The 14,399-nt window shown below is 59.1% G+C and carries 11 protein-coding genes; 8 read left to right on the forward strand and 3 right to left on the reverse strand.

Translation table 11 applies throughout. The features are described 5' to 3' along the window. Positions 1–248: 248 nt before the first annotated feature. From ACZ5C3_RS08590 to ACZ5C3_RS08605, 4 genes are all read left to right on the forward strand, one after another. A complete protein-coding gene (locus tag ACZ5C3_RS08590) occupies positions 249–1,061 on the forward strand; it encodes a DUF6636 domain-containing protein (protein WP_464036874.1) in 813 nt (270 codons plus the stop codon). A gap of 197 nt (positions 1,062–1,258) precedes the next feature. After that, positions 1,259–2,053: an alpha/beta fold hydrolase gene (locus tag ACZ5C3_RS08595; RefSeq protein WP_464036876.1), complete on the forward strand. Its 795-nt coding sequence runs from the start codon at positions 1,259–1,261 to the stop codon at positions 2,051–2,053. Continuing rightward, complete coding sequence (locus tag ACZ5C3_RS08600; RefSeq protein ID WP_464036878.1) at positions 2,050–3,012, forward strand: Bug family tripartite tricarboxylate transporter substrate binding protein; 963 nt, start codon at positions 2,050–2,052, stop codon at positions 3,010–3,012. Before ACZ5C3_RS08595 ends, ACZ5C3_RS08600 begins: the two co-directional genes overlap by 4 nt. A 16-nt stretch (positions 3,013–3,028) precedes the next feature. Continuing rightward, on the forward strand, positions 3,029–3,415 hold the full coding sequence (locus tag ACZ5C3_RS08605) for a Rid family hydrolase (protein WP_464036880.1): 387 nt from the start codon (positions 3,029–3,031) through the stop codon (positions 3,413–3,415). Positions 3,416–3,739: 324 nt separating this feature from the next. On the opposite strand, the gene ACZ5C3_RS08610 is transcribed toward ACZ5C3_RS08605, so the two are convergent. Both ACZ5C3_RS08610 and ACZ5C3_RS08615 read right to left on the reverse strand, forming a co-directional pair. Further along, positions 3,740–6,481 carry an autotransporter family protein gene (locus tag ACZ5C3_RS08610; protein WP_464036881.1) on the reverse strand — a complete coding sequence of 914 codons (2,742 nt, stop codon included), beginning with the start codon at positions 6,479–6,481 and terminating at the stop codon, positions 3,740–3,742. A 1,384-nt stretch (positions 6,482–7,865) separates the two neighbouring features. Continuing rightward, positions 7,866–8,246, reverse strand: a complete 381-nt coding sequence (locus ACZ5C3_RS08615) for a hypothetical protein (protein WP_464036882.1) — start codon at positions 8,244–8,246, stop codon at positions 7,866–7,868. A 104-nt stretch (positions 8,247–8,350) separates the two neighbouring features. Between ACZ5C3_RS08615 and ACZ5C3_RS08620 the strand changes: the two genes are divergently transcribed. After that, positions 8,351–8,665 carry a copper-binding protein gene (locus ACZ5C3_RS08620; RefSeq protein WP_464036883.1) on the forward strand — a complete coding sequence of 105 codons (315 nt, stop codon included), beginning with the start codon at positions 8,351–8,353 and terminating at the stop codon, positions 8,663–8,665. Positions 8,666–8,668: 3 nt separating this feature from the next. Here the strand turns inward: ACZ5C3_RS08620 and ACZ5C3_RS08625 are convergent, their stop codons facing one another. Continuing rightward, positions 8,669–9,478, reverse strand: a complete 810-nt coding sequence (locus ACZ5C3_RS08625; protein WP_464036885.1) for a class I SAM-dependent methyltransferase — start codon at positions 9,476–9,478, stop codon at positions 8,669–8,671. A 255-nt stretch (positions 9,479–9,733) separates the two neighbouring features. Here ACZ5C3_RS08625 and ACZ5C3_RS08630 point away from each other — a divergent pair, with 255 nt between their 5' ends. The 3 genes from ACZ5C3_RS08630 to ACZ5C3_RS08640 all read left to right on the forward strand — a co-directional run bounded on the left by ACZ5C3_RS08630 (position 9,734) and on the right by ACZ5C3_RS08640 (position 14,323). After that, complete coding sequence (locus ACZ5C3_RS08630) at positions 9,734–10,705, forward strand: catalase family peroxidase (RefSeq protein ID WP_464044647.1); 972 nt, start codon at positions 9,734–9,736, stop codon at positions 10,703–10,705. A gap of 252 nt (positions 10,706–10,957) precedes the next feature. Then, the gene (locus ACZ5C3_RS08635) at positions 10,958–12,676 is read left to right on the forward strand and encodes an Hsp70 family protein (RefSeq protein WP_464044648.1); all 1,719 of its coding nucleotides are present in this window, start codon (positions 10,958–10,960) and stop codon (positions 12,674–12,676) included. A 3-nt stretch (positions 12,677–12,679) separates the two neighbouring features. Continuing rightward, a complete protein-coding gene (locus ACZ5C3_RS08640) occupies positions 12,680–14,323 on the forward strand; it encodes a J domain-containing protein (RefSeq protein ID WP_464036893.1) in 1,644 nt (547 codons plus the stop codon). Positions 14,324–14,399: the final 76 nt, after the last annotated feature.

Raw genomic sequence — 14,399 nt, forward strand, 5'->3', positions numbered from 1 at the left:
GATGCAGGCAACTTGGCGAAGCGGCTTCCCCGGTGATAACACTCGGATATTCATAATGCGCCCGCGGAAGCGGGAGCAGATTGCGATTTAAGAAGGGGGCTAGGTTGTCAAAATCTGGGGTGATCCATTTTTTTATTGGGCTTGCTGTGTCGTTGAGCGCAATGGGGGTGGCAAGGGCGGCCGACGAACCCTTTCTGAACCTGACATGCAAGATGGGGGCGTGCACTTGGTACCGCATCGAAAACCGCATGGACATCAAACAGAGCGAAACCGGCCGGCTTGTCGGAGCAACGCTTGCTCAGTGCGAAACGCATTCCAAGGACGGCGCGGATTATCCGACATCCTATCAGTGCAAGCCGCAGGAGATTCGGCCACTGGATTATGTTGCGAATTGCAGCGTGGTTGCCCCTAGCGTCGCATTCAAGGATAACAACAATAAATGGCAGAGAACAAAGCTGTCTCTCTCGGAGGATGCAGAGTTCGGATACAACAGATCGGCCATCGATCTGTATCTGCGGATTTGCCACGACTACGTCAGAGGGCGAGAAAGTCTCGATATGATCGGAGCCAAGTTTGGCTACAGCAGTCGAGCTAAGAAAATCGAGAGCGCAGATCAAGACACGGTGGACACGATTGCGGATCTGGCGACAGAACGGCGCGTCGCGCAATCCGCGCCGCAACCGGATCGCAGCAATGCGCCAGCGCCGGTGGAAGGCTTTCAGACGCCGTCACGGAATATCTTCTGTCAGGTGTTCCGGTTCGATCGGCCGTATGCCCTGCGATGTGACGTAATGAATCTGGAAGGCCCCGTTCCGCCGAAGCCGCGCGATTGTCGCGATACGGATTGGGGGCAGGCGTTTGCCGTCGCCGAGAACGGAGCGGTTGGTCATCGTATCTGTTACACGGACACCGTCGCTTCCGAGACCCTTGAGACGTTGCCATACGGCACCACGTTCCGGACGAAGGAGTTCACATGCAAGTCGGAAACAAACGGCGTCACTTGCAGCAACGCAGGTGGGCACGGATTCTTTGTTTCAAGGAAAACGCAAAGCACGTTTTGATCTGCGGCGAATGAGGACTCACATCTTCATTCGCGAGCTGGACCTACGATATCCATTGAACTGGACTGCGTGGAAACCAATCAATTCAGCTCAATATTTAAGCTTGCCGATTGCGTTGCTCGAACGATACAGCCAACTTTCAATTGGGATGACCTGCAATGTTGAGTAACAACAACACATCACGGAGCGGATGACGAATGCCATTGGCGAGGCGGCAGGGTTGTGAACTTTACTGGGACAAACAAGGTGAGGGGCCCCCGCTTATCGTTGGCGCCGGTCTGGGTGGCGTAGGAGCCTACTGGACGCCGAATCTGCCCGCTTTGACGAAACACTTTACGGTCTATCGCTTTGATCAGCGAGGCACGGGTCAATCCGGTCGGACGGTGGTCGATTCCATCGAGCAAATGTCGGCCGACCTTGTGGCCGTCATGGACGACGCCGGCCTTGATCGTGCGATGTATCTCGGCCACTCGACGGGTGGTGCGATCGGCGTCGCGACGGCTCTGGATTACCCCGAGCGCATTTCCGCGATGATGGTCTATGCGAGTACGACGTGCGGTGACGATTATCGCCGCAAGATCCTTGGCCTTCGTACAAAGATATTCGAAAGCCTGGGTGTGGCGGAATATGCCAAGTACACGACGCTCCTGCTTTATCCGCCGTATTGGATCAACGCTCATCCCGACGACGTCGCAAAGATCGAGGCGGCTGCTGCAGGGCAGCTCGCCAATCCTGAGATCCAGGAGAGCCGGTTCGAAGCGATCCTGAACTTCGATCGCCGTTCTGAACTTTCGCGTATCGCTATTCCGACGATGATTGTGTGTGCCCAGGACGACATTCTGACTCCGAAATATTTCTCCGAGGAATATGCCCGTCTTATCCCCGGAGCGCGTCACCACTGGGAGCCGCGCGGCGGTCACGCCTTGTCGCGCACGGAGCCAGAGATATTCGACCGGATTGCGATCGAGTTTTTTAAAGGGAAAGAGTCATGAGGATTGTTCATCTTGCGATCGCGTTGATGGTGTTGCTGTCGGCTGGTGCACGCGCCGACGATTGGCCGACGCATAATTTGCGCATCGTTGTTCCGTTCCCTGCGGGTGGCAGCGCGGACACCCAGGCCCGTGTGATCGCTGAGGAGCTGCAAAAGAAGCTTGGGAAGCCCGTGATCATAGAGAACAAGCCGGGCGCGGGTGGCAACATCGGAGCGGTGGAAGCCGCGCGGTCCGCACCCGACGGCTATACGCTGTTCATGGCCACCACCGGTACGCACGCTGCAAACGTCAATCTCTATGACAAGCTGCCCTACGATCCGGTGAAGGATTTCCAGCCGCTGACACTGGTGACGATCTATCCGCAGGTCATCACCCCGAGCGAGCGCTTCAAAAACCTCGATCTGCCGAGCCTCATTGCGGCGCTCAAGAAGGAGGGCGACAAGCTCAACTTCGGATCGTCGGGTGTCGGCTCGCCAACCCATCTTGGTGGCGAATTGTTCAATCGGGAAACAGGAACGCATCTCATGCATGTTCCTTATCGCGGCCAAGGCCCCGCGATCACCGACATGGTCGGCGGACGGCTCGATATGATGTTCCCCTCGATCCCGGATGCGCTTTCAATGCTGCAGTCCGGCCAGTTGCGGGCAGTTGCGATCATGGCGGAGACACGATCGAAGGTGCTTCCCGACCTCCCAACCACGAAAGAGCTTGGTTACCCGACGCTGCAAAGCGCAATCTGGGGCGCTCTCTACACCACGGCCGGGACGCCGAAGCCAATTGTCGATCGCCTTGCCAAGGAAACTGCCGAGATCGTGGGGTCTCCGGCGTTCAAGGATAAATTCGAAGCCATGGGCTTCGAGGTGAAGCCATCCACGCCCGATGAACTCGCAGCATTCGGCGCCGCCGAGACAAAGCGTTGGGGCGAATTGATCAAGTCCGCAAACATCAAGGTCGAATAATAGGGAGCCAACCAACATGCCGATTGAAATTCTCACTCCACCGAATCCGCCACCGCCACTCGCGCCTTACAGCTCTGGCACGAAAGCCGCCGGCTTTATCTATACGTCCGGCATGCTGGCCATCGGACCCAATGGCGAGACAATAGGTGTCGGCGACGTCCGCGCGCAGACACGCGCTGTGATTGAAGCTGTCAAGGCGACTATCGAGGCCGGCGGCGGCACGCTGAAGAATGTCATGTTCAACCACATATTCCTGAAGGACATGTCGGACTATGCGGCGATGAATGAAGTGTACAAGCAGTACTTCAACGATCATCTGCCGGCGCGCTACTGCATCCAGACGCCGCTGGTGCGCCCCGAGTTTCTCGTGGAGATCGCGTCAACGGCGTATGTCGGCGCGTGAAGATCGAAGCTATTGCTGAATTGTGCCCGGCTAGCCTTCACATGGGCTGGCCGGGATTTTTACGAGTGCGCGTTGGCAACTACGAGGTCGTGCCAGCCTCGGACTTTATTTTGTGAATGCAGCGGTGCTAGCGCACAAAGAGCGCCAGAGCGAGGAGCGCCACAGGGAGTAGCCCTCCGACCACCACTGATATGCGAAACACTCGGTCATCGCCCATGCAAGGTACGATAGCGGCTTCGGCGTCAAAGTGCGTCCCCCAATCGGGGGATGACAGTTAAAATTGGCTACAGGTAACCGGCTAGCGAAGAGCATCACAAACGCGGTTTACCACTTGATCCGGAAGCCGGCTGTGCCGCCGACGCTGTAATTGTCGTCGAACGAGGTCTTCACCAGCGCTTCGCCATAGACCGCGTATTTGTTGTTGTCCCAGGTGTAGGTGCCGCCGAAGCCGAAGCCGCCGGCAGTGCGCTCAAGGTTACCGGCAAGATTTGTACCTGCGACGTTGACGCCCGTAATGCCGAGGAATTCGTAATAGACATTGGCGATGCCGTAGACATTGGCACTGGTCAGCTTGCCTGCGTCGTCGCGCCAGACGCGCTGATGCTCCAGCGCGAGGCCGAGGCGGCCGGTGAGCCGGTCGTTGTTGTTCAGCGAAACGTTGGTGCCGAACGTGTCGGTGAAATCGCTCTGCACGGCGGAATAGATCAACTGCGCCTGTGGTGTCAGCGACCACGGTCCGTTGAGGCCGAAGCGTTTGCCGGTCTCGATGCTGAAGGCATAGCCGAGCGCGCCGTTGTCGCGCGCCATGTTCTGCCCAAGCAGATTGGATTTCAGGGTGCTGTCGAAGATGGTGACCTGCGCCTGGCTGTCCACATAGAAGCCGGTCGCGCCATACCATGTGGCGGTGGCGCCAAATCCTTGCGCAGTCGTGTTGATGCGGCCGTCGCCATAGAGCGAGCGGATGTCGGCTGTGGCGAGACCATAATGCGCGGTGAGGCCGCCGAGCAGCATGCCATCGCCGTTCTGATACAGCAGGCCATCGAAGCCGGTGCGCATCGACCATTGTCCGATGTCGGCGCTGGAATACGTCGCGCCGCTGTTCGTCGTGCGGGTGTAGTTGCCTTCGGTGCGCGCCCAGAACGCGCCTTGTTGTTGAGACCCATCACTCGGCGCGGGGAGGGCGACATCGCCGCCCCAGTAACGGTTGCCGACGCGCTGTTGCAATGTCGGCAGGGTGTTCATCGCAAGCAGCACCTGCGGCAGCGCTTCGTAGAGCGGCACGCCGGGTTGATAGAGCGGCGCACCGGCCGGCATTGCGGCTGGCGGATTGACCAGGCTCGAGCGCAGATACCAGTCGCCATCGGTCGGCGTCGCGATGCCGTTCTTCTGCAACGTGTAGGCGTAGGCGCCGCCGATTACCGCCTGCTGGCCCTGGAATACATAATTCCCAAGCAGCGAGAACGTGCCGTTCGATGCGCCCTGCACATCGACGACCTTGATGCCGTTGACGGTCTGCGCGCCGGTGCCGCCGAGGTTGATCACTTTGACGTTTGTGGAGCCGGACGTGTTGCCGGTGACGACGAGCTTATCGCTGGGCGATGCATCGCCGCCGAGCGTAGATTCGATTTCCAGCGTGCCGCCATTGCCGGTGTAGTTGCCCACCGTCAGCGTGCCGATCGAGTTGCCGGGCGCGATGGTGGCACCTGCGGCGAGCGTGGTGTCGCCGACAATGCCGATGCCTTGCAGGCGGCCGCCGTTCACATTCATAAGCCCGCCGAGGCTGCCGTTCACCGCCAGCGTGCCGCCTTGCACATTGGTGAAGCCGGCGAAGCCCGAATTGTCGCCGGTCAATATTGTCTCGCCGGTTCCGACCTGACGCAGCTCGCCCGCACCTGAGATCAGGCCGCCATAGGTCATGCTGTTGGAACGGTTGAAGATCAGTGTACCGCTGTTCGACACATCGCTGACGATACTGCCGCCGGTACCACCATTGCCGAGTTGCAGCGTGCTGCCGCTGGCAATGCTGGCGAGGCCAGTGAAAGTATTGGCTCCGCTCATTGTCTGCGTGCCGCTGTTGATGGTCAGACCGCCGGTGCCCTGAATCACGCCTGAAAAGGTGTCATGTGCGTTGGTCAGCGTCAGCGACTTCGTGGTCATGTTGACGGTGCCGCTGCCCGCGAGACTCTGGATCGGGACGTTGGTGAAGCCGCTATTTGCAAGATCGAAGGTGCCGTTGGCGGTGACGCCGCTGGATGCCGCAAGATTACCATTGGTCCGCAGCGCAAGCGTGCTGCCGCTGTCGATCACGGTCTGGCCGGTAAAGCCTTGAGTTCCTCCGACATTGAGGATGCCGCCGCCGGTCACGGTCAATCCGCCGACGCCGGTAAATCCAAGAGTGCCGACTGTGAAACCATTGGTATCGAACGTCAGTCCGCCCGTGGCAATATTGAGCTGCGAACTCGTAAATCCGGTGAAGAAGTTGGCGGTGTTCTGAAGGGCGCGCAGGGTGGCGTTATCGAAATTGACCTGAACCACTCCGGTGCCGGTCCCCTTGGCCAGGCTCGTCGTCTCCAGGACGCCGCCGCCGGTGATGTTGAGCGTCCCTGAGCCAGCGCCTGAGGCCGCGAGTGTGACCCCCTGTTGGGCGGTGACCTGCCCTCCATCTTGAATGTTGAGCACACCCGTTCCGGCGCCGCCGACCCTTATTGCTGTGCCGGATGCTGTCCACAGTGATCCGGCTCCGGTGACTGTCATTGTGCCGAAGCCTCCGGCAGCATTACCCATGGCAATGATCGCACTGCTGTTGGCGTTGCTGGTGAGCGTGCTGCCGTTCTCGATGGTGAGACCGCCCGAAATGGCAAGAGGGCCCGTCACACCGTTGGCCGGGCCATTGACGCCCAGCACAGGGCTTTTGTTCGCACCGATAACAACCCCCGTACCGCCCGTCGGAACGTTTCCGGCGTTCCAGTTCGCTGGGTTTGTCCAGTCGTTGCTGGTGCTTCCGTTCCAGATCTGTGCCGATGCTGATCCCGCCGATAGCGCTAGCGCCGCCACCGAGGCGCTCATCAGCAAAAGCCGGCGCGCCCATCTGTTGCGTGCGGTCTTGGTTCCAGGTGCGTGATGCTTTGATGTTGGTGCTGTTGCAGCGATCGCGCGTTCAGTCGCGCGCTTGATTATTTTGGCATTGTCCCGCCCATTACCAGTCTGCGTCAGCACTCGCCGCAGCATGTTCAGCTTAAGTCGCTGACAATGGAGTCTTCAACCGAGGTTATGCAGTTTGTGACTCACTGTTGTGAAATCCACACGCATCAACAGGATTTTCTTCGAATGGTCATGAACTTGGTGAAGCATCGCTAAACACGCATGCCTGCCATCGCGCATTCCTGACATTTTTAACGATGCGTTGACCACTATCCATCGCATCGCGATATTCGCCCGCGGGAGAAACTGAACAACGACAGTGCATCGCGTTTTCGTCAAATGCGATGGAACAGCATCACGAGCTTTCAATTCGTAACTGCCAACATAAGGACCGTTGTTTCTCCAGTCTTCCTCGGTCCTTGAGTTGGTTTTGAGGGCTCACTGTTCCCGGTCAGTTTTTATATGAACTGGCCGGGATTTTTTTGTCGTGTTGTTTGAGGTTCAACTCGCCGGGTTCAGATGAACGGCAAGTGAACGGCGCGTCACTCAAATGAAAATGCCCGACGCCATGAAGCGCCGGGCTTGTGCCTGAAACATCGCATAAGCTCGTTTTAAGCTTTGCGGATCGCGAACGAGCCGTCGCGTCGCTCTTCAAATGAACATCCGTGTTTTTTGACCAGGGCCTCGATCGCTGCCCTCGCAACAGCGCGATCGGCAAACCCCTGCAGCCGTTCAGGATGGACAATCAGCGTCGTTTCTCGGAATCCAACGATCCTTGTCGGGCTTTTATCGCTCGCTCCCCAGGCTTCCTGTCGCGGTAACGCTTCAAGCGCGTCATCATACGACCTCAAAAGCTCTTCTAGTTCGTTCATCCATCATCCTTCTCCCCCGCAAAATCGTTATAGCTCAAGTTCTGATTGAGCGCCAATCACGTATCAACCCCCGATGTGGCGCCGGTGTGGCGCGCGTATCATTTGATACGACCGACGCCGTGCTTCGAGCCTAAGCTCAAGCCAGTAGCGATCTGAACGAACTCAGGATGACGACGGCAATGCACGTCACGAACCGAACTTGGACGGCTCAAGACCTCGAGCGGCTTAAGCAGATGGTGGAAAGCGGTGTATCAGCGCAACGAGCTTCGGTCGCATTTCGCCGAAGCATCGTCGCGGTGAAAGCTCAGGCGAAGAAGTGCGGGTTTCCTTTCCCGGATGACCGGGTGCTGAAGCGGAAGCGGCAGGGGAAAGACATTCAGCAGGGCGATCGGAGAGGGGCCTTCGACGAGCGATCACGTGACGTTTAAAAAGACGCGTTACGCATCGTTAATGGCGTATTGAATCAATCGCTCGCAAAGTGCCTTCGATGAAGGAGGCAGGAGCTTCGTCGAGCGCCAGCCCTTTGCGAACTCCGTCGCGACACTGACCTCCAGGAAATAGCGAAAGTCTTGGGCTTCGAGTTCCGGCGGGACAGGATTCTCGTCCGGATCCGGCAACGTCGCCACGGCTTCCGATGAAGGCTGCCAGGGTTTCTTTGCATAGATGGTGAGATCAGGGTCGAGGTTGGCCAGGTTCTTGATCAGATCGAGCAATGTCATTTGCGACGCAGGACCTTCATTAAGACTATCTTCGTAAAGACACTCATTGAACTGTGTCAGGACAGCTACGCGGATTCGATATCCGTGTGATGTGCTCATCACGAGCCTTTCCGCAGGTGAATGGAACTAGACCATTCTGTGTCAGCAGGAACCAATCCGGCCACCATGGTTTGTCGCCGGTAGGCCAATCACCGGAGACTGCCATGACAACCGCAAAAATCATTCTGGCTGGGACTGCGGCCCTCGCCGTCGTCAGCTCGGCGGCTTTGGCTCAAGAGAACCAGACAGGAATGATTACCAAAATCGACCGCATTCACGGCACCGTTTCGATTCAGGGAGAGGACAAGGAAAAGCAAAGCGGCACCGTCGGCGCGAACACGGGGCCCGCTGGCGAGGAGTTCAAAATCCAGGGGGGCTTGTCGCTCGAAGACGTCCATGCGGGCGATAAGATCACCTACACGACGTCGGGAACAAGCGGGACCAGGACAGTGACGAAGATTCAGAAGCAGAAGGAGTAGATGTCAGGCGGTGGCGGTGATGACATGCGCCCTGATACGGCCTTCGATCGGCCCGTTGCCAAAGCGCCGGGCGAGGGCGTCCGCGGCTGCTTGCGTCGCGTCCCCGAGGCGCAACGCATCACGGGCTTCGATCTCGTTTCGGACCGGCGTTCCTTGACAATAGGCGACGGCGGCGTCGCGCGGCGATGCGGCTCTACTGATGTGATCGACTGTCTCAAATGCGATGTTGGTGAAGCGCGCAGCGCTCAGATCCTCGCGTATCTTTTCGGCATCGTGATAGCCATGCGGGGTGCGTGCCAGGAACAGCGGCGGATCGTGTGGAAAGAGGGCGGTGAGCTCCCGGGTGATGACATCGGAAAATTCATTGTCCGATATCCGGTCCCACACGTTGAACATGAAGTGACCGCGCGGCTTGAGAACGCGCCGGGCCTCGCTGAAGCCTTTCACCTTATCGGGAAAGAACATGACGCCGAACTGGCACGCGACGGCGTCGAATGTTCGATCCTCGAACGGCAGCGCCAGGGCATCGGCCTGTTGCCACGTGACGCGATCCGGGGGCAATCGCGTGGCGGCATGATCAATCATGGGTTGGTTGAGATCGGTCGCCACGATCCGCGTGGATGGAGGAAGTTTGGAAACGATGGCGCGCGTCAGAACGCCCGTGCCTGCAGCGATTTCCAGAAGATCGCGTGGTTTGGCGCGACAGATACGTTCAGCGAGGTCCTGAGCATAGGGCTCGAAGATGAGCGGGACCAGGAGACGGTCATAAATCTGGGGAATCGAGCCCGAAAAATGCGCGTCTGTGGCAGCCATTGCCCTTCTCCGCAAAGAGAGACAGCCGTCCAGCGCCGACACTATACCTAGTCATTTGTCACATGCACAAAAAGGTCTATCGGTTCGCGATCTTTGTGCGCGAAGGCGAGACACGAGAAGGTGAATGAGGTCAGCCGATTGCAGGGAACCAATTTTAGTTTAGATTGCCGGCCGCGGGCGCGACTTTCAGCCCCTTGCTAATTTTGCATGCCGTGATGGAGGATGATGATCGTGCGACCGTTTCAAAGCGTGACAATGAGCATTGCATTTTCGGTGTTGATGGCGGCAGGCGCGACCTGCGCCAGCGCGGAAGACAAGCCGGTCAGCGTTCAGTTGGTCGATCAGATGAACGCGCTCTATGGCGTGCATCCGCATACCCGCGCGAACCACGCCAAGGGCGCCGTATTTGAAGGCACGTTCACACCGGCCCAGGGCGCCGATGCACTCAGTTCGGCGGCCTTTCTTAAGGGGGCGCCCACGCCGCTGACGATTCGTTTTTCCAATTCGGGCGGCTTGCCGACCGCGCCCGACACCGATCCATCGACCGGTGGTGTTCGCGGCATGGCGACCAAGTTTCGTCTCGCTGATGGAAGCGAAGTGGACCTGGTCTGCATATCGATGAATGGATTTCCGGTCGCGAGCGGCGAAGACTTTCTGGCGCTGTTGAAGGCGGTCGGTGCAAGTGGCCCCACGGCGCCCAAGCCGACGCCGGTCGAACAATTCCTGTCGACCCATCCGGCTGCACTCGCTTTCGTCCAGACGCCACGGCCTGTGGCGGTCAGCTACGGAACCGAGCCTTACTTCGGCGTCAACGCGTTCAAGTTCACCAATGCGCAAGGGGTGAGCAAGTTCGGCCGTTACCGCATCGTCCCCGAGAGCGGTCCTGCTTTTGTAAGCGATGAGGAGGCTGCAAAGCGTGCTCCAAACGCGCTTGCCGATAATCTGCGGGCATCTGTCGAAAAGGGCCCGGTCAAGTTTCGCCTGATGGTTCAGGTTGCTGACGCGAATGATCCGACCAACGATGCCACTAAGATCTGGCCGGACAGCCGGCCAATGGTGGAGCTTGGTGAAATCGCCGTCACCAAGGCGCTGGATACGCAGAAAGTCGAGAACGACTTGCTGTTCCTGCCGACCAACGTGACGACCGGAATCGAGCCTTCCGACGATCCGCTCATCAACACGCGCACCGAAGCCTACGCGGAATCGTTCGGCCGCCGTCAGCAGTAGATCGTTTGTCGATGTATCCCGAATCCATGGGGGCGGGGCTGCGGCTTGCCCGAATGCGACTTCGGACGCCGGTGTGATGCAGATTGTCGTTGTTTGTTACAAGGCTGTCACGACGGCTCTTGCGACGCGCGCATAGGTTGCCGAATCAAATCAATTGATATTGCCTTGATATCGTCCGCTGGCGTATGCGTGCGGTCGCATTGTCGTGGCGTCAGTTTGTACCCAGCCGATATCTAACCGCATTTCAAACGCATGGAGCGTCCATCCTTGGTTTTCTGTGGGATTGATCTCGGAACGACAAACTCACTCATCGCAATCATCGAGGACGGCAAGCCGAAGCTCATTCCGAACGCGCTCGGTCAGGTTCTGACACCCTCCGTCGTTGGGGTCGACGACACGGACGCGGCTCTCGTGGGGCAGGCCGCGAAAGAGCGCCTGATCACCAATCCGCAGATGACGGCCGCTTCCTTCAAACGTCTCATGGGCTCCAAGCAACTGACCTCCCTTGGCAAGATGTCCTATCGCGCGGAGGAACTGTCCCAGTTCGTGCTTCGCTCACTCAAGGAGGACGCGGAAGCTTATCTCAAAGAGCCCGTATCCGATGTGGTCATCTCTGTTCCGGCATATTTCAACGATCACCAACGCAAGGCCACGATCGACGCCGGTCGGCTTGCGGGCCTCAAGGTCCAGCGGCTGGTGAACGAACCAACCGCCGCGGCCCTGGCATATGGTCTCGGCGAAGCGGCCGAAGGCAAATATCTCATCTTCGACTTGGGCGGCGGCACCTTCGACGTCTCCATCCTCGACAAATATGAAGGCATCATGGAGATCCGCGCCACCACTGGCGACAGCGGCCTCGGCGGCGACGACTTTACCGGGATCGTCGAGCGGATGATCGCGGCTCGGGGAAAGCTGGATCTGAAACAACTCGATCTCGTCGATCAGGCGCGGATTCGCCGCGCTGCCGAGCAACTGAAGATCAATCTGTCGAGCTCGCACGAGGCGCCGTTCGCGCTCGGCATCGGCGAGACGAAATATGAGGGGTCGATCACCCGCGAGGCTTTCGAAGCGGAATGCTCCGATCTGCTGCGGCGGCTTCGGGCACCGACCGAGCGCGCGGTGGTCGATGCCAAGTTGAGACCAGACAGCTTCGATGCGATCGTGCTCGTCGGCGGTGCGACGCGGCTGCCGATGGTTCGCGCTCTTGTCGCCCGCATGTTCGGCCGTCTACCTCTGGTGTCCATTGATCCGGATACGACAGTGGCGCTCGGCGCAGCCGTGCAAGCCGCTCTCGTAAATCGCGATGGCGCGTTGAAGGACGTGGTCATGACCGACGTCTGTCCGTTCACGCTGGGTGTGGTTGCGACGGACGCGTCGAACCCAAAGCAGGCGACCAATTTCGTGAAGGCCATCATCGAGCGCAATGCGATGGTCCCGATTTCGCGCAGGATACGGCTGTGTACGCTGGACGATAACCAGACGAGTTTGCCGGTCATGGTTTTTCAGGGCGAGAACCTGCGCCCGGAAGCCAATATTCACCTCGGTACCATGCCGCTGACGGTCGCGCCGAAACCCAAAGGCCAAGAGTGCGTCGATATCCAGTTCACCTATGACATCAACGGCGCGCTCGAAGTCGAGGTCGAGGTGGTTTCAACTGGTGTCAAAGATCGCAAGATTTTCCGGAACGCATCCGGACTTTCCGAGGAAGAACTCGATGCGCGCTTCAAGGCGCTGGCCGCGATCAAACTGCACCCACGCGAGCACATCGAGAGCAAGACACTGCTCGCTCGCGCCGAAAGGCTTTACGCGGAACAGACGCCGCAGAATCGTGAGTTGATCCGGCACTGGATCAATCAATTCGAAATGGCGATTTCCGATCAACAATTGCGTGACCCGTCATCGGTGCGCAAGGCGTTTAGCGAACAGCTCGACGCTATGGAGAACTCTCCGTTCCGCGATTTCGAGGGCTAAGGGGTGGCGGGGTATCCGTGGTCCGAACTCGGCTTGGATGGTCCGGCTGACGAGCGCTCCATCCGCCGCGCGTATGCCACGCGCTTGAAAATCGTGCGGCCAGATGTCGATGCAGCCGGTTTTCAACGGCTGGTGCAGGCGCGTGATGTCGCGCTGCGCATGATCGAAAACACCGCTCTCCAGTCACCGCAACGTTCGGCCGTGCCAAAGCGCGAAGAGACAGCGACGCCAGGCGATGCGCCCTTGCCGAACAGGTCGGCGAGCCCGCCTGAGGTGAAGACACAGGCACCGCGCGTCGTCGTCGACCAAGGCGAGCCGGAAAAGTCGGGTCAGGAGGAAACGCGGAAGAACACGCCGCCGGCCGAAACATCGGCGCCGGTCGAGATCGAAATCGCGGCCGGATCACGGTCGCCGCCCGCTGAGCCACAGCAGCCTCCCGCCCAACAGCCTCCAGTCCAACAGCAGCGGCCGGTCACGGTCGATGTCGATCCACCCAAACCACCGCCAACCTGGACCGAGCCCGAGGCGCCGCCGGCGAGACCGGTGGCTGACCCGGTGTCAGTGGCCACCGGTCCGGATGTGGTCGTGAAGCTGTTGTCCGCATTCGTTGACGCCTGGACAGGAAATCTGGCGCTTCCGCCCGTCGCACCGATCTTGAAGCTGTTGGGCGAGCAGTCGATCGTGGAGCGTCAGAAACTCGAAGTCGAAGCCCTGCGCGCCGTCGCGACGGTGCTCAGCCAGGGTCTGTTCGACGCAAACACACCTGAAGCGAGGCAGAAAGCAGCGCAGTCGCTGGTTCTCGGCCTCGACGACGATTACGCATGGACCAGCAACGATCGCCGCTTGCACGCGATGATGCCGCAAGAGATGGCGGATCAAATCGCGCTGCGATTGCGCGCCGTGCGCGAATGGGTGAGGACCGGCGTGATGCCAGGGAGCGCGCCACCGCCTGCGCCTCCGCCGAAGATTCCCGACCACAGCGGGTGGATGCCCGGTTTGATCGTGTTCGGTTTGCTGACGATCCTCAAAATCACGTCGTCGGCGTTGGGGCCGGTCCGGTCGCCGGGGCCGCCGCCGACGCCCGCTCCTTTTGTGATCCCACCAGGCGGGGACAGGGTTCAGTCCCTCGTACAGCAAATTCCAAATCCGGCCGTGTCATTCTACAACCGGGGCATTTCCTATGACAAGGCGGGGGAATTCGACCGCGCGATTGAAGAGTATAGCCAGGCGATCCGGTTTAATCCGAATTACGCGTTGGCCTACTACAATCGTGGCCTGGACTATGCCAGCAAGGGGCGGCTTCCCCTTGCGATCGATGACTACGATCAAGCCATCCGGTTGAACCCCAGCAATGCCGACAATTTTGTCAGTCGGGGCGCCGCCTACGACGGACAGGGGAAATATGACCGCGCCATCCAGGACTACGATCAGGCGCTGCGCCTGAAGCCTGGGTATGTCTTGGCGTTTGTCAATCGTGGCATCGCCTACGCCAACAAGGAGTGGTACGACCGCGCGATCATGGATTACGACGCGGCCCTCCGGATCAAGCCAAACGATCCCGATGCGTTGTACAACCGCGGTCAGGCGAAGCGCGCAAATGGGGATATCGCGGGAGGCGACGCTGATATCGCCAAGGCCGGAAAATAATGTTGGAAAATCGCGCTGACCCGCGCTGCCAGTCACCGCGAAGCGCTTCGGCCTTTTAACGTCCTCCCATGTGGAG

The organism is Afipia dichlorophenoxyacetatis (assembly GCF_055386385.1).